General features: G+C 39.1%; 12 protein-coding genes. 10 read left to right on the forward strand and 2 right to left on the reverse strand.

Annotated features, from left to right (window positions below; translation table 11 throughout):
• Positions 1-276: 276 nt before the first annotated feature.
• Both SHALO_RS05200 and SHALO_RS05205 read left to right on the forward strand, forming a co-directional pair.
• On the forward strand, positions 277-1,956 hold the full coding sequence (locus SHALO_RS05200; protein WP_069477659.1) for a hypothetical protein: 1,680 nt from the start codon (positions 277-279) through the stop codon (positions 1,954-1,956).
• A 237-nt stretch (positions 1,957-2,193) separates the two neighbouring features.
• Positions 2,194-2,682 (forward strand): CreA family protein, encoded by a 489-nt coding sequence (locus SHALO_RS05205; protein ID WP_174543302.1) that lies wholly within the window; start codon positions 2,194-2,196, stop codon positions 2,680-2,682.
• A 224-nt stretch (positions 2,683-2,906) separates the two neighbouring features.
• Here SHALO_RS05205 and SHALO_RS05210 read toward each other — a convergent pair whose 3' ends face one another.
• Together SHALO_RS05210 and SHALO_RS15620 are read right to left on the reverse strand one after the other, a co-directional pair.
• Positions 2,907-4,157 carry a putative bifunctional diguanylate cyclase/phosphodiesterase gene (locus SHALO_RS05210; protein WP_158513715.1) on the reverse strand — a complete coding sequence of 417 codons (1,251 nt, stop codon included), beginning with the start codon at positions 4,155-4,157 and terminating at the stop codon, positions 2,907-2,909.
• A gap of 76 nt (positions 4,158-4,233) precedes the next feature.
• Positions 4,234-5,835 (reverse strand): methyl-accepting chemotaxis protein, encoded by a 1,602-nt coding sequence (locus tag SHALO_RS15620; RefSeq protein WP_069477661.1) that lies wholly within the window; start codon positions 5,833-5,835, stop codon positions 4,234-4,236.
• A gap of 238 nt (positions 5,836-6,073) precedes the next feature.
• On the opposite strand from SHALO_RS15620, the gene SHALO_RS05220 reads away from it, so the two are divergent.
• The 8 genes from SHALO_RS05220 (at position 6,074) to SHALO_RS05255 (ending at position 17,108) form a co-directional block, all read left to right on the forward strand.
• Complete coding sequence (locus SHALO_RS05220) at positions 6,074-6,820, forward strand: response regulator transcription factor (RefSeq protein ID WP_069477662.1); 747 nt, start codon at positions 6,074-6,076, stop codon at positions 6,818-6,820.
• A gap of 6 nt (positions 6,821-6,826) precedes the next feature.
• The gene (locus tag SHALO_RS05225; protein WP_069477663.1) at positions 6,827-8,716 is read left to right on the forward strand and encodes a sensor histidine kinase; all 1,890 of its coding nucleotides are present in this window, start codon (positions 6,827-6,829) and stop codon (positions 8,714-8,716) included.
• A gap of 321 nt (positions 8,717-9,037) precedes the next feature.
• Positions 9,038-10,366 carry a TolC family outer membrane protein gene (locus tag SHALO_RS05230; protein WP_069477664.1) on the forward strand — a complete coding sequence of 443 codons (1,329 nt, stop codon included), beginning with the start codon at positions 9,038-9,040 and terminating at the stop codon, positions 10,364-10,366.
• Positions 10,367-10,405: 39 nt separating this feature from the next.
• Positions 10,406-11,047 carry a transglutaminase-like cysteine peptidase gene (locus SHALO_RS05235; RefSeq protein WP_069477665.1) on the forward strand — a complete coding sequence of 214 codons (642 nt, stop codon included), beginning with the start codon at positions 10,406-10,408 and terminating at the stop codon, positions 11,045-11,047.
• Positions 11,044-13,005, forward strand: coding sequence for a bifunctional diguanylate cyclase/phosphodiesterase (locus tag SHALO_RS05240; protein ID WP_069477666.1), 1,962 nt, complete (start codon positions 11,044-11,046; stop codon positions 13,003-13,005). Before SHALO_RS05235 ends, SHALO_RS05240 begins: the two co-directional genes overlap by 4 nt.
• A gap of 2 nt (positions 13,006-13,007) precedes the next feature.
• On the forward strand, positions 13,008-15,173 hold the full coding sequence (locus tag SHALO_RS05245; RefSeq protein WP_069477667.1) for a type I secretion system permease/ATPase: 2,166 nt from the start codon (positions 13,008-13,010) through the stop codon (positions 15,171-15,173).
• Positions 15,170-16,495 (forward strand): HlyD family type I secretion periplasmic adaptor subunit, encoded by a 1,326-nt coding sequence (locus SHALO_RS05250; protein WP_069477668.1) that lies wholly within the window; start codon positions 15,170-15,172, stop codon positions 16,493-16,495. Before SHALO_RS05245 ends, SHALO_RS05250 begins: the two co-directional genes overlap by 4 nt.
• 1 nt (position 16,496) lies before the next feature.
• The gene (locus tag SHALO_RS05255) at positions 16,497-17,108 is read left to right on the forward strand and encodes a response regulator transcription factor (protein WP_069477669.1); all 612 of its coding nucleotides are present in this window, start codon (positions 16,497-16,499) and stop codon (positions 17,106-17,108) included.
• Positions 17,109-17,186 lie beyond the last annotated feature (78 nt).

Genomic DNA, 17,186 nt, shown 5'->3' on the forward strand with positions numbered 1-17,186 from the left:
CTGGAGTCGGAGGTCTTAAATTTTGACTCATTTTTGGCTCAAAAAAGACTCAGCTTTTATTTTCACCTTTTGTTTAGCATCATTGAAGCATGTAATAGAAAACTTTTTTTAAGATTTTTGTAACCCGTCCAACCCGTGATATAGCGATAATCTTTGAGCGAAATTTTCCTACCATCATTAATCCGTTTACATAACCTCTGTGTACTATTTGAAAATAGTATAATTTGACTTTAATTTTGTGTCTACAAACTTAGATTATTCCAACAAAGGAATTTAATGAGTAGAATGAAACATCTCTTGGAGCCAGATATGGTTGAAAAAATCATTTCGCTCAATGGCTATATTGAAATTAATAATTTAAGACAGTTAAAGTTGTTGGATGCTAAGACCTTGTCTAAAAAAATGAATGACTATAAACTACCTACATTTTCTGAGTCTGACATTTATAACTTGTGGTATCTTGGCTTTATTAATGCAGAGGCAATTTATGCTAAATACTCTGTCAATATTCCCAATTTAAAATATGTTGGCGAAAATGACGATGGCTTTAAAGTATATGTTGATCAGAGAAAGCCTATTGTTTTAGAAAAATATTTGAGTGCTTTTCTCAATATTCCAAAAAATGATGAATCTCTCATGCTTTATTTTCATCCTTATAGATGCTTTGTACTATATGAACTTGCAACAAAATATTTTAGTTCAGGGGCTGTACCATCATATTTAATGCAAAATTCTGAAGGCTACATTCAAGTGATTCAAGGTCACCTAGAACGTTTTGAAAAAAATATGCAAAATAGTATTGCAAAAGATATTCTGTATTATTTAAACACTTTAGTTTCTTTGTCTGCAATTATTGAGCCTACAACACATCGCATCGTTTATGAAAAAATATCAATACGCTATCCTCATTCCTTTGAACAAATGGTAGTAGAGCTAGAAAAACTTCGAGACCGAGTGGTTGAATTACTTCTAGAGATTGGAGAAGATAGGCTTGTGTATTACAAAAATGAGTTTTGTCAAGCGGTAGATTCTCTAGATAGCAATAATAACTTGCACCTCTTAATTCGCTTAATGAGAAGTGATAGACGCAGCAAGTTAAAAGGACAGATTGCTGCAGCTATGCAATTGAAAGAAGCTTCTGAAGGTTTTAGGAGACTCATGGAATTTATGTATGAAAAAAATTTTCCAGAAGAAGATGCTTGTGGCTATGCAACAGTGAATCAAGAACATAAAAAAAAGATATATGGTAATACTAAAATTTTAGATGGCGAAAGGAACACATCAAATTTATTTATCCGTAGTTTAGGGCTGGATTTTGGACTTAAAGTCAATGTCTATGTTGAAGGTGAAACAGAGTTTGGTGCTATAAAATCTATTTTTGAAAATGAAAACCGTGTAGCGATTATCAATTTAGGTGGCAATTTTGTTGAAAAGAGAGTCGTAGCATTTAGAGAAAGTTTGCGAAAGGATATTAGCATGCAGATATATAGCTTCATTATGTTGGATGGAGACCGAAAAGATAATATTAGAGTTGTGAAAAAAGCAGCTGAAGATGGAGATTTATTTGGTGAATTTATTGTATCTGACCCTGATTTCGAGTATGGCAATTTATCAATAAATGAATTATGTGAGGTTGTTTCTATTGAAACTGGTGAGAGGCTGAATGTCATAAAAGAGGCATTCATTGATGTAGTAACAACGTGTAAGTCAGGAAAAAAATTCTTTGAAGTTTTACATGAACAATATCCCGATTTGAAAAAAATTGACAAAGGCGAAGCATGGGGAAAGGCTCTTGCGGAGTATATATTAGAATATCACTGCGAAAAAAATGAAAAACCTTTTGTTCATTTGGTTCAGATGATTCGTCGTGTATTGAATTCGAGTTCATATAAATACGATTTTGAAAGTTTAAAACCTGATAGTATTACAGGACGATTGGTTAATAAATCACAGTGAGGGATAAATTTTTAACTCTCTTAACTCAACAAAATTTCCAGTGCAACATTAGAAATCTATTTAAAATAATAATGGTGCGGACAAATAGCTATATTCAAGCCAAGTTTGATACAGTGATGTTAAAATAACCCATTTCGGAGTCGTAGTGGCATCAAGTAAACGGTAAAATTAAGCAAGTATTCTTACAAAGTATAGTTTGTTTTAGGCTTGCAACATAATCAACATAAGGAATTCAAAATGAGTGATAATACAAAAAAAATGGTTCGTTTAGCGATGGCTTTCATCTGTTTTGGCTCATCCGTTTTAGCAGAAGAGATTGGCTCGGTCAATACGGCTTTTGTGTTACTCGGGGCTAATCATAAAATTGTGATAGAAGCGTTTGATGACCCCAAAATACCAGGTGTTTCGTGTCATCTTTCGCGTGCAAAAACGGGCGGTATCAAAGGCTCTTTTGGTATCGCGGAAGATACGGCGGATGCTTCTATCGCGTGCAGGCAAACAGGCGTTATTGCATTGTCTGCGGAGATTCAGTCCAAAAAGAGTGATGGCGAACGTGTCTTTAAAGAGTCAACATCGTTACTGTTCAAGCATGTGCAAGTCGTTCGATTTTACGATGCAAAACGCAATACGCTTATCTACCTGACGTACTCCGACAAACTCATTGATGGCTCACCCAAAAATGCGATTTCAACGGTACAGATCACCAATAGTATTTTTGAAAAATAACCATATACGCGTCTAAAAAAGCGTGATTGAAGAAGAAAAAACACTCAGAATGGGGGCAATCTGAGTGTTGAAATTTAACTTTGGAAGATCATTACAAAACAAATTGGCGTTTTTGTTTTGCAATGAAAGTATAAGCACGAAGTTTGAATGGTTTGATAACCTAGTGTGAACCGAATGTTAATCACGCTTACATGTAAAGAGGTCGAATGGCTAGTTAATGGTTCTTAAAGAAGAGAAGGAGGGGTTGGTTTGCTGAAAAGATAGCCTTGGAAGTAACGACATCCCATGTCACGCAATCTTTGGTACTGTTCTTCTGTTTCGACACCTTCTGCCACGACATCTAAACCAAATCGTTTGCCAATGCCTAAAATCGTCTGTACTAAAATAACATCGGCGTGATCGGATGCTAAATCGCGTATGAAAGATTTGTCTATTTTTAATTCATGAATGGGCAGTCGTTTTAAGTAGGCTAAGGATGAATATCCCGTACCAAAGTCATCAATAGAGAGTGAAATACCAAGCTTGGTGAGTGCATAAATTTTTCGCAAGGAACTTTTCAAATCGTTGATCAAAAGGCTCTCTGTCAGTTCAAAGCGAATCTTGGTTGCATCACATTGAAACGATTGCAGTAATTCTTGAACCATAGATATAAAATCGTCTCGTTCAAATTGTTTAATGCTGATGTTAATAGAAAGTTGCCAATGGCGTTTTTGAGGGTCATCTTGCCACGATTTTAATTGCGTAAACGCCTCTTTGAGTATCCACTCCCCTAAGGGAATAATAGACCCGCTCTTTTCGGCTAAAGGGATGAATTTATCGGGTGTGATCATGCCATGCACGGGGTCAATCCAGCGAATCAGGGCTTCAGCACCTATCTCGTGAACGTCCTGAGTAAGCGGATTGAGCGCCCACTGTTTTTGATAATGAAGCGACATCTGCTGCTGATGAATCGCATGGTGCAAACGCTCTAGCATCACGGCTTCTTCTTCTAGTTTTTGTTGGAGTAGGGGACTGAAAAAATGCAGGGTATTGCGTCCTGATTTTTTTGCTTCGTATAGCGCGCTATCTGCGTATTGCACCATTTTTTCATGGGAATATTCATGTGCCAAAAAGAGCACAATTCCCATACTGGCTGTAAGCCTGATGGAATGGTGTGCCATCACAAAAGGCTCTTGCAACGCTTTTAAGATCATGTAAGCGAGCGCTTTCATCCCCTCTTTGGCGTGGTCGTAACATGAAGAAGTTGTACACAGCGTTATGGCGTATTCATCGCCCTGCAAATAGTTTACATGTAAAGGTGAAACGGTGTGGGATAAACGTTGATAGATTTGATGTAAAACTTCATTGCCAAGGGCATGACCTTTGGTGTGATTGAGCGTTTTAAAGTCATCTATATCTAGGAGTAAAAGCGCTCCGTACCGAGAGGTTTTATGGCTTTTAGCGATGATCTTATCGATCTTTTTAGATAACGACACCAAACGCTTTGAAAAGGGCGTTTGGCGAGAGTACGCTAAAGAGGTAGCATCCTCATGAAAACAGTGTGACATCGCATTAAACGGTTTTAAAGATGGCAAGGGTTGCGCTCAGTCCCTCGGAGAGCCGTGCGAGGTGTTCAGCAGCGGATGCGACCTCTTCGACACTGCGCGCATTGGTATTTGAGAGTTGGCTAATGTTTTGAATGCGCTCTATGACCTCTGAGGTTTTGACTCGGCCTGCTTTGGTGTCTTGCGCCGTTTGACTTGCCATCTCTTGAGCTTGGTTCATATTGTCCACCGTTGTGCGCATTAAGGTTTGGGTGACTTGCGCGCGCTGTCCTAGGTCTTGGATTTGATGCGCACTTGTTTTCATCATCTCTGCGGTGGTGTTGACCGACTGGACGATGACCGCAACCGTGGCATTGCTCTCTATAAGGCTTTTTTGCGTCCGCTCTGCCAGTTTACGCACTTCATCCGCAACAACGGCAAACCCTCGTCCATGTTCCCCCGCGCGTGCTGCTTCAATGGCGGCATTGAGCGCTAAAAGGTTGGTTTGCTCTGCAATATCAGCAATGACGGCTAAGATTTGTTTGACTTGTTCCACATCTTGATCCAGTTGAACCAACCTTGTTGAAAGTTCTGTTTGCTGAATCACCACCTCTTGCAAGTCTGAGGAAACAACCAAAACCTCTTCAGCAGCGCCGTTTAACTCTGTCGCAACTTGAGAAATAAGAAGACCTGATTGGTTGGAGCTCACTTCGCTTTTATGTAAAATTTCGGCAACGATTTGGGTCGTTTGGGTAGTCTCTTCAACCTCTTTGGCAGCATTTTCGATGCGAATACCAATTTGCATCGAAGTACTCGATAGCTCTTCAGAAACTGCCGCATTTTCGATGGCTGTCTTTTTAGCATCATCGAGTGCTTGTGCCAACTGGGCAAGCAGTCCGTTCATCACATGGGTGATTTGCGCGATCTCATCGTGGCTTCCTGTTTGAATGACGTAGTGCAGATCTTTATGTTCTGAGATGTATTGGCATCCGATGATGGCTTTATGAATGGCATTACGAATGGATTGGTTGATGAATATAAAGATACCAACAGCAAGGATAAAAATCACCGCTGCAAGCAGTAATCCTGTCATTTTTGCTTTTTCAAGCATCGCAAATTCATGGCTTTCCAGTGTTTCGGTAAGCGTGCTCACCAACGATTCAATTTGAAAATAATTTTTGGTGGCTTCTGCGTTTAACTGTGCTAATTTTTGACCATCGCTAGAGTTTTTAAATTCAGGCGAGACAATCGCCTCTTTGTGGTGTTTGAGTATATCAAAACGTGCAACGCTAGCAGTATGGTACGCCTCAATTTCCCTAAACGCTTGCTCCAACAAGACTCTGCTCTCTTCCGTTTTTAAAACGGGGCGTAGCTCGGTGATCAGCTTGGAGATGGTTGTGTACGTTGTAAAGTAACTCTCCAAGATGCGCGGATCAAAGAAAAGCTGATAGCCTCTTGTATGGACACCCAGTTGAGAGCTGAGTGAACGGATGTGACCTGCATTTTTAATTTGATTGGCAGCATTTTTGGCATCATTGGTGTTAATGGTGAGCAGATACCCAAGTCCTATAATGGCGAAAAGAAACACACACAATAAGAAGAGTAATTTAGCACGAATGGTCTGTAACATGAGAATCCTTTATTTGAAGCGTAGGCTGATGGTATTTTTAAATGAAAAGGCTTATTTTAAGGCTGTTGTTAACAGAGTTTCATAATCGAAACATATCGTGAGTATTTTACATGTAAGGTTAGATTTTGAAGGTCATATCCTTAGGCTTAGAATATGACTTTGATATGACCATGGCATGCTATAATTTAGTCCTTTCCTCCTATAATAACTTCACAATATTTGCCTTTAAGGACTTCAATTGAATAGTAGCCTTTTGGTTTTAAAAAGTAAGTGCATCTTGTTTGCTGAAGATGACACCATCACGCGAACGCAAATTACCAGTACGCTGAAGCTACTGTTTAAAGCGGTCTATTGTGCAAAAGACGGAGAAGAGGCGTTTAGTGTGTATGAAGATGAACATCCTGATATTATTCTCACCGATATACGCATGCCTAAAAAAGATGGCATCAAATTAACACGCCAAATTAGACAACTTGATTATGCGATACCTATTATTATCTTGACCAGTTTTGATGATAGAAATTCACTCTTAAATGCCGCGAATTTAGCGATTGATGGGTATTTGCTGAAACCCATTGAGTTTCACGCATTGGTTCAAATATTGTCCAAAGCGATTCGTAGAACCCATAGCACACCCAATTTAATTACCTTCAATAAAAACTTGGTTTTTAACTACGATACCAAAGAGTTTTACCATTACAATCAGATCAAAACCTTAGGCAATAAAGAGTTGGAGTTGATTGAGCTTTTGCTCGATAATTGCCATAAAACCATCTCAAAAGAGCTCATTGAAGCGAAATTATGGAATTATGAGATACAGTGTAATTCAGCCGTAAAAAATCTTGTGCTTCGCATTCGTAAAAAGCTTGGAGACTCGATTATCTCGTCCATCAGAGGGGTTGGGTATCGTATTAACATTGATGATCTGTCTTTAAAAAATTGCACAGGAGCTAGGGACATACCGTCACTATTACATTTGGGATAAAATAAAATGAGGTGTTTTATTTTTCTCTTCTTTTTTGCTTCTTTCTCATGTGCTGTTGACTCCTTGCGCCTTTCGCCTTCGCTTGATTCCTTTATCCTTCTTGATCAAGCCAAAGTGTTCAAAGACAGACACAGTGTAACGCTTGAGCAAGCCTACGCACTGCTAAAAGAAGGTCGTTTTGAACCTCTCTCTCCTCGCGTTAAAAGTTTTGGGGTCAGTGATGCGACGTATTGGATGGCGTTGAAGCTTCAAAATACCGCACATGAGAAGCTCTTTTTAGAATTTCAATACGATCAACTGGCTTACGTCGATTGCTATATTTTTCACAAAGATCAGCTTTTAGATGTAATGCATAATGGCAATGCGGTTGCCTTTAAAAAAAGAGAGGTAGAGCATTTTTTCGTTCGATTTGCGCTGTTACACTCCGATGAGCCGCTAACGTATCTGTTTAAAATCGTCTCCGATCGTCCTATTTTGATTGCAATGAATATAGGAACAAAATCCGAACTTGATTACGATAAGCTCATGACGATTCTACCAACTACGTTTTTTACAGGCTTCTTACTGCTTCTTTTGGTGTTGAATATGATGATTTACGGACTCTTTAAAAGTAGGGAATATCTTTATTATAGTATGTATTTAGTGAGTTTTTTTGTTTTTATTATGTATATCAATAATTACATCTTTTTTCTAACACAAGAGCATTTAGGAATCAACACCTTCATCAAAGTCGTAAGCGCGCAAGGATTTCATATTGCACTTTTACTCTTTACGCTTTCATGCTTAGAGATTCACCGTTTTTCACTGTTTTTAGTGCATTTAACCTACTGTCTCTGTGTTTGTTGCTTTGTTGCTTTTTTATGTTTAAGTCTTCACGGTGCGTATCAAACCATTGCGATTCTAGCAGGGCTGATCGTTCCTTTGTATTGCCTTTTTTTGTCGTTTTATGCGTGGAGGAAAAAAGTTGAGTATGCGAGATTATACGCTGTAGGGTTGGTGGGTTTTTGCATAGGATCGCTGCTGTTTTGGTTGATGCAATTAGGTCTTATCGATGTTCTTGATATGGGTAAAAACACCCTTTTAGTGGGAAGTTTATGGGAAATGATTCTTTTTGCAGCGATTTTACTTTTAAAAATCAAATCAATCAAAACCCAATACAGCGTGATGAAATTTCATATGGATGAGAATGAACAAGAGCGATTGCATCAGTCCAAATACATCTCAATAGGCAGAAGCATCGGAAATGTTGCACACCAATGGAAGCAGCCTCTTAACGCGCTTGGCGCCATTTTGACGCACATGAAAGGCACACTGCTTTTGGAGCAGAGAATTCGAAAGAGTAACTTGGTGAAATCTTTGGATATGAGTTTTGATATTTTAAAGCATCTCTCCGAAACCATTGATACTTTTTACAATTTTCTGTTAAAACCGTATGCGCACAAAAGTCAGTTCAATGTTATGGAGGAGTTAGAATCGATCCAAAAAATGTTAGCGTTCTCTTTCAAAAATTCTGGCATTACGCTACGGTTTTTTACGAATACTAATAGTAGCATTGTTGGAAATCCCAATGAGTTTATACAGGTTGTTTTAAATATCTTGCTCAATGCCCAAGATCAGTTCAATACATGCGATCACTCCAACGCGTTGATAGATATTTCTATCAATGAAGTCAACGATACGTGCATCATTACGATCCAAGACAATGCGGGTGGCGTTACAATAGAACCTATTGAGCAGATATTTGATTTACATGTAAGCACCAAAAGTGCAGGGGCTGGTATAGGGTTGTTTATCTGTAAAAGTATCATTGAGAAACGTTTTAATGGCACAATCGAAGTTCTAAATCAACACAATGGAGCCTGTTTTAAGATTTTTATACCTTTAAATGTGGCTTAAAGGGAAGTAGAAAAGACAAAATTAGGTAAGATAGTAACGTTTTTGTGGGCGACAAAATAGCGAAATAAGACCTAGTTTAAAAAGAGATTTAAATCATCTTTTAATAAAAATAGTGAAGAATATTACAAAAAGATTACAGCATTATTTTTATTTGCAAAAGGCTTTAAATAGGGCTTTCGGCAGAGAATTGTCACACATAAATACTTTTAAGACTTATAATCCTCATTTTCTATTGCACTTGGAAAAATAATATGATACAATTGCTCAATCGATGAATAGGGTTCTGTATTATTTTGGTAAGATCAAACAAAGGGGGAGATTATGAATCTCACAAAAGTATTATCTTTGGCAACTATTTGTTTTCCAGTGTTCGCTTTTTCTTTAACATTAGAAGAAGGCGCAACATCTATCCTTTCTTCCAACCCTACGTTTAAAGAGAGTGTTGAAGTTTATAATGGTGTACTTAAAGAGTACAATATAGCAGAAAATGGCTACCTTCCAACATTGGATTTAGTGGGTTCATACGGGTACCAAGATGTCAAGACTCCATCTACCAATCAAGATAGAGTTGATGGTGCCATGAATGAGACCTCTTTGGTGCTAACGGAGAATATCTTCAACGGGTTTTTAACGGAAAATACCATCAAACAACAAAAAAATAGACTCGATGCGGCTGCATTTGGTGTTGCTGAAAGGGCTGATCGAACCCTTTTAAAATACGTCAATGCGTATATTATGCTTCTGAAACAAAAAGAACTTCTCGTGTTATCTCAAGAAAATGTCAAAACACATGAAGCCATTTTTAAACAGATTAAAGAGCGTTCAGATTCAGGGTTCGGTAGACTTTCTGAAACGCAACAAGCAGGGAGTAGGTACACTCTAGCGCAATCAAACATGATTGCACAAGAAAACGACTATAAAGATGCGGTTTCAACGTTTGAAAAACTATACGGTCAAAAACTGGATGCTGATGATTTGGCAAAACCTCTGTTTACATCAACACTCCCTGTTAACTTTGATAAAATCAAAGACAAGAGCCTTTCATGCAATCCGTCTGTCAGAGTTCAACAAGCCAATGTGCTCTTAGCCGATGCGCTGTATGAAGGTAGTAAAGCCGCTTTTTATCCAAAAATCGACGCTGAACTTGCAGCGACAAAGGGAAATGATCTTGATGGTATTGATGGAAGAACAGAAAAATATACGGCACTTATAAAACTTCGCTATAATCTTTACAACAAAGGGTCTGACCTTTTAACCAAAGAGAAATACAGTGTTTTAAAACTTAAAGAGAATGAGACATTGGGAAATATCGAGCGTGAATTGAACGAGAGTATAAAATTCTCTTGGGAAAATTACCAATCAACCCAACAACGTATCAAGCTTTTAAAAGAGCATACGGATTACAGTAAAAAAACATTGGATTCATATCAACAAGAGTTTTCTATTGGTAAACGTGATCTAATTAACTTGCTCGATGCTGAGGGTGAATACTACTCTGCACGACAAGCGTTAGCAACAGCAGAAGCAACGTTACTGTATGCAAAATATCGTCTTTTGGATAACATGGGTGTCTTGACAGACTCTTTTGATCCTGATTTTGCGCAAAATTACCATGTTCAAACATGTTCAAGTAAAAGTGTTGAATTTTAGTTAGTTACTTTAACGTCATGAGGGATTGAGCTGAGAAGAATGCGTAAAAAAATAGTTATTTTCATAACGCTAATAGCTCTAGCTCTTTATGCTGGGCAAGAGTTTTTTACGCAGGAAATACTCAAAAAAGTTGAAACAAAGTATGGAGGAGCTGCGAAGCGAAGAGTTGAGGTATTAAATACGCTGATGCTCTCGCTTCAAACCTCTGGGGAATCTGAAAAGCTTGAAAAAGTGAATGCCTTTTTTAATCAGATGCGATTTGCCTCCGATGAAGAGATTTGGCACCAAAAAGATTATTGGGCAACGCGTATGGAGTTCATTGGTATGGGTGCTGGAGATTGTGAAGATTTTGTCATTGCAAAATATTTTACATTGAAGCAACTGGGCATTTCCACTGACAAGCTTTTTTTTACCTATGTTAAAGCGATTAAGTATCAACAGGCGCATATGGTCTTGACCTATTTTGAGACACCCACTTCTGTTCCTCTTGTTTTAGATAATATCAATTTTAAAATTTTACCAGCAACATACAGGAACGATCTCGTTCCTGTATACAGCTTTAATGGTGATGCATTGTACCTTGCCAAACAGCAAGGGCTGGGCCAAGTTGTCCCTTCGGGGATGCAGAAAAATAAAAAATGGTTTGATCTGATAGATAAAATTAGGAGAGAAGAGCAATGACGCTTTTTAAACAGATAATTATTGTTTTGTCCATTTTTCAGACAGTGATTTTTGGTGCTGTTATGTGGTTCAATTTTAACAGCTCGAATGAATATGTCAAGCAACAAGCCTACACAGATGCCCTTCACACTGCAAATTCACTGGGGTTATCTATTAGTTCTGTCGCAACGGAAGATGACACTTCTATGGCTGAAACAATGATTAATTCTGTCTTTGACAGTGGGTATTATGAAAAAATCACGCTCGAAGACATGCACAAAGAGGTTCTTGTTGAAAAAGTACAAGAGGTTGTTGTAGCAGATGTGCCTGCGTGGTTTGTTAAAAATATCAAAGTCGAAACGCCTGTTGCTAGTTCGCAAATTATGTTAGGCTGGACACCGTATGGTGTTATCTCAGTACAGCTCAACAGTGGACATGCTTACCGCCAATTATGGACGATTTTTAAAGAGGTTTTATCTGTTTTTATCGTCGCATCTTTTATCGGCTTCTTTTGTCTGCAACTCATCTTAAGTATCATTTTGCAACCCCTCAAACGGGTTAAAGAGCAAGCGGAAGCCATTTTGGAGAGTGATTTTATCATTCAGCATGACATTCCCTTTACCAAAGAGCTCAAAAACGTTGTGTTTGCGATGAACAGTATGGTGAAAAAAGTGAAAGAGATTTTTGAAAAAGAGGCGGATGCGGTTCGTCGTTACCATGAAATTCTTTACCAAGACACGGTCACGAAGATGTACAACCGTCGCTATTTTAACATCAAACTCCAAGAGTACCTCTCCAGCGAAGCTAAAAATGCGCAAGGGGCGTTGATTTTAGTCTCTTTGAATGATTTTGAACGTCTGAAAGGAAAGTTGGGCTATCAAAAAAGTGAAGCGTTTATCAAAGAAATTGCTTCGTGCATCACAACCGCCATTGATAACCAAAAAGAGTATGTCAGTGCAAAACTGAGTGACACGGACTTTGCGATTCTTGCACCCGCCACATCGCAACGCTCTTTTGAGCTTTTATGCGAAGAGATCAATGCGATGGTTAAAAGCTTGACTAAAAATTATGACCTCAATGAAAAAGAGCATTTTATCAATATCGGTTATGCCAAATATTTTGCCAAATCTGACTCCAAAGAGCTCTTTTCCAAAGCCGATTTTGCGCTTACTTCCTCTAAAGCAAAAGGTGCGTTTAGCATTAACAGCTTTGTTGAGCAAACAGGCGATTCTCAGCTTGTTCTTGGCAAAGAGGCGTGGACACAAGAGCTTAAAAATGCCATGGAGCAAAAACGTTTCAAACTTGCGTATCAAAATGTGGTCTCGATTAATGCCCTCACCTCTGAGTTTCACAGTGAACTCTTCTTGCGCTTGGAAGATTACAATGGGCATCTGCACAATGCAGGCTATTTTATGCCAATGGTCATGGAGCTTAAACTCGGTGCCCAGTTGGATCATTATGTTATCCAACGCATCATTGAAATTTTGGGTGAAAAACACTTTACATGTAAAGCGGTTTGTATCAATCTTGGAAAAGATATTTTTATGCAAAGTAACGACTGGGCGTGGTTAGAAGATAGTGTTGAAAGCTTTAAAAAACTGAGCATTGAAGGGCTTTATTTCGAGATGCCAAGTTCACTTGACATGCCGATTGAAATTCTGATCAAATTTTCTAAGTATTTGAGAAGTTTTGGATACGGCTTTGGTATTGATAATTTTGCGATCAACAGCGAGAGCTTAGCCGCAATTCAGCAGATCAATCCTGATTACATTAAAATACAAGCTTCCTATATGATTGACCTTTTTGGCGACAATGGACTGGATGCTCCAAACCGAAGCCTTGGAATTATCACCGATAGTATGGAGATCAAGATAATTGCAACCAATGTTGAAAATGGCGCGCAAAAAGAGAAGTTAGAGAAAATGGGCATTAAATACATCCAAGGCAGTTTCATTGCCGAACCTAAGATTATAGGATAATTATGCAAACAGATACGATTTATCGCTTATCGGAAGATCCACTCTTATCATGTTTGGTTCTTTTTACAAAGCTTTATAATATTCCTTACAGTGCCGAAGCCCTGGTTGCTGGACTTCCGATTGAAAAAGGAGTTGGTTCAGTAGAGCTCTTCTCCTTGAAAGGTGGATCAAAATCGCTCTTCTCGCGTGCGGCGAAACGAGCAGGATTCATTACTAAACTTTCGCACAAATCTTTGAGCGAACTCTCCCCTTTAGTCTTGCCCTGTATTATCATTCTTAAAGATCGTTCGGCGTGTATTTTGGAGAGTTTTGTGGATGATCGTAGAAAAGAAGTCAAGATTATTCACCCTGATATTCCTGATGGTGAACATATTATCACGTTAGAAGAGCTTGAAAAAGAGTACATCGGTTACTGTTTTTTACTCAAAAAAGAGTTTATCGCCGATACCAATCGAAATCAAATACTTGAAAACAGTGGTTCTAGCTGGTTTTGGGGAACGGTGAAACGCTCAAAACAGATCTATATCGATGTTATTCTTGCCTCATTGGTTGTCAATCTTTTTGTGCTTGCAAGTCCACTGTTTACGATGAATGTCTACGATCGCGTTATCCCCAATAATGCCGTTGAGACCTTATGGGTTTTAGCTCTAGGTCTTTTTGTCGTCTATGTGTTAGACATTGTGTTGAAATTTTTGCGTTCCTATTTTCTTGAAATCGCGGGTAAAAAGAGTGATGTCATTATGTCATCGATCATTTTTGAAAAAGTGATGGATCTCAAAATGGCAGTGCGCCCCAAATCTGTTGGCTCTTTTGCCAGCAATTTACGCGATTTTGACTCCATTCGCAATTTCTTGACCTCTTCGACGTTGGCAACATTGATTGATTTACCGTTTGCTTTTATTTTCTTAATCACGATACATTTTATCGCAAGCTACATGGTTTTGGTTCCCTTTGTGCTGATGCTCGCTATTTTGGCGTATACGCTCAGCATTAAAAAGTCTTTGCAAGAGAGCATTGAAAGCACCTACCAAGCCTCTGCGATTAAAAATGGTATTTTGATCGAAAGCCTTAATGCCATGGAGACGATCAAAACGCTCTCCGCAGGAGGACATGCGCAGTGGAAATGGGAAGAGGCGAGCGGTGAAATCGCCCAACGAAGTTTAAAATCGAAAATTTTATCGAACTCTATTACCACAATTACCTCTTTTTTCGTTCAACTCAATACCATTGTTGTCGTGGTTTTGGGTGTGTACATGATCAAAGAGATGGAGTTGACGATGGGTGGATTGATCGCTGCGGTCATTCTCTCTTCACGTGCGATTGCGCCTATGGGACAAGTGGCTGCGCTGATCGCGAGCTTTGAGCAGACCCGTACGGCTTACAAAGCTATCGATGATATTATGAAACTGCCCAGCGAGCGTCCTAGCGGTAAAAAATTTGTGAGGCGTGAGCACTTTTTAGGGAAAATAGAGTTTAAAAATGTCACCTTTTCTTATCCTGAGAGCAACAAAAAAGCATTGGATAATGTCTCTTTTGTCATCAAAGCAGGCGAGCGAGTCGGTGTTTTGGGACGCAATGGCTCTGGTAAAACGACCATTGAAAAACTCATCTTAGGACTTTATGCTCCCGATGATGGCTCGGTGCTCATTGATGGGATCGATATCAACCAAATTGATCCGGTGGATTTGCGTAAAAACATTGGATATGTTCCTCAAGATGTTGTACTTTTTCAAGGAAGCGTGAGAGATAACATCGTCTACAAAGCGCCGTATGTGGATGATGAAACGATTTTAAAAGCGGCTAAAATGGGAGGTGTCGACGAATTTGTTGATAGCCATCCTTTGGGCTATGATATGCCAGTACTTGAACGAGGAGATGGTGTTTCAGGTGGACAGAGGCAAAGCATTGCTATTTCGAGGGCTTTTTTGGTTGATGCGCCTATTATGCTTCTGGATGAGCCGACCAATTCTTTGGACAATACGTCAGAAAACCATATTAAAAAGCTTTTAGAAGCGAGTATTGAAGGAAGGACAACGCTTTTGGTTACGCATAAAATGTCACTTTTGGATATGGTAGAGCGCTTGCTTGTTATCGATAACGGGCGGGTTATTTTAGATGGAAAAAAAGAAGATGTTCTTGCAACATTACAAGGTGTGCGACCCCAATGAAACACAATTACACTGAAAAAGATTTAGCTTTTATGTCCAGCCTCAGTGAGGCAGTACTTCAAAAAGTTCCAAACTCATCGCGTAGAATGCTCTGGGTGATTGTTATAGCGATGTTTTGGTTGATTGTCTGGGCGAGTGTTGCCGAAATTGATGAATTAACACGCGGTGAGGGTAAAGTCATTCCTTCGCAACAGCTCCAAGTGATTCAGAATTTGGAAGGTGGCATTGTCTCTGAAATCATGGTTAAAGAGGGTGCACATGTTACAAAAGGGCAAGTACTCCTCAAAATCGATGACAAAGGGTTTGCAAGCTCTTTTGGTGAGAGCCGCCTAAGGTATATTGAGCTCAAAGCCAAATCGCTAAGACTTGCAGCAGAGTCCAGTGGACAGCCTTTTGATAGTACGGAAACCACCAACGAAGATATGAAGCGTCAAATTGTCTATGAGAAGAGTTTGCATGAATCCAATCAAGAGCAACTCAAGCAAACCCTTCAAGTGTTTCAAGAACAACTCTACCAAAAAAGCAATGAGCTTAAAGAGCTGACCTCTAAAGTGGCTCAATTGCAAAATGGGAATGATTTGGTTAAAAAAGAGCTTGATATCATGGGTCCTTTAGCCAAAAAAGGGTTGGTTTCTGAAATGGAACTTCTCCAACTCAAACGCCAATCCAGTTCCATTCAAGGGGATTTAGATGCCGCAAGGCTTTCCATTCCTCGTGTGCAGTCTGCGATTCAAGAGGCAAAAAATAAATTATCGGGTGCCGAGCTTGATTTTCAAAATAAAGCCAAAAAAGACCTGAATGAAGCGGTTGCAGAGATGTCCAGACTTCAAGAGGTACAAACAAGCCTTGAAGATCGCGTGCAGCGAACACTGGTTCGAGCCCCAGTGGATGGTACGATTAAACAGCTTTTGGTCAACACTGTCTCAGGTGTTGTTAAGCCGGGTATGGACATTTTAGAGATTGTTCCAACCGAAGATACGCTCCTTATTGAAGCGAAAGTCAAACCCTCCGATGTGGCTTTTTTGCGTTTAGGGTTGGATTCAATGGTTAAATTTACCGCATACGATTTTTCCATCTATGGCGGACTCAAAGGAAAACTGGTCTTTATTAGTGCCGATACTATCACAAATGAAAAAGGGGAGAGTTACTATTTGGTGCATATCAAAACCGATAAAAACCACTTAGGAACGGTTGAAAAACCTCTAGAACTTATGGTGGGAATGACAACTACCGTTGATATTTTAACAGGAAAGAAAACGGTTCTTGATTATCTACTCAAACCTATTTTGAAAGCAAAAAATAACGCATTTAGGGAGCGCTGATATGATTATTCTCTACGCATCGAATAGCGAAATTTTTGAACATTGGCATAGTAGTTTACAAGCAGAAGAGATTCATCGTTGTCGCCATGAAAAAGAGCTTTTGAGCTTTTTAAATTCTTTACATGTAAAGAGTGTTTTGCTGTTTGATGAGCACTGTTGTGGCGATGCAATTGAAGGTTTTCTAGATCTTTTGCAGAGTGAGTATTCGCTTGTTCGCATCATACTTTTGAGTCAAAAACCAAGTTTTGTCCAAGGCTCACTCTTTTTAAAATACGGCGTTAAAGCCTATGGCAATACCTATATGGATCCCATCCATCTTCAAGAGGCATTAGAGGTTGTAAAACACGGTGATACATGGCTTTACCCTGAGTTTATTCAAACGATGATCCAGACACTTCTGACACCTAAAACATCGTTACATGTAAAGAGTAATTTGCTTGAAAAACTCTCAACAAAAGAGCGCGATGTTGCCCTGTTAATCAGAGAAGGTCTCAGCAATAAAGAGATCGCCTTGCGTGTTGGAACCACGGAGCGCACCGTCAAAGCACACCTCAGTTCCATTTATGAAAAAATAGGCGTTAAAGACCGCCTCACTTTAGCCATTCTGCTTTAGTGGATTGAGGCATTTAGACGCGTCAAACCACACTTTCCTCTCTTTACATGTAACCATAATTTCACACTACTTTTTTCA

It is taken from the genome of Sulfurospirillum halorespirans DSM 13726 (assembly GCF_001723605.1).
Classification (GTDB): domain Bacteria; phylum Campylobacterota; class Campylobacteria; order Campylobacterales; family Sulfurospirillaceae; genus Sulfurospirillum; species Sulfurospirillum halorespirans.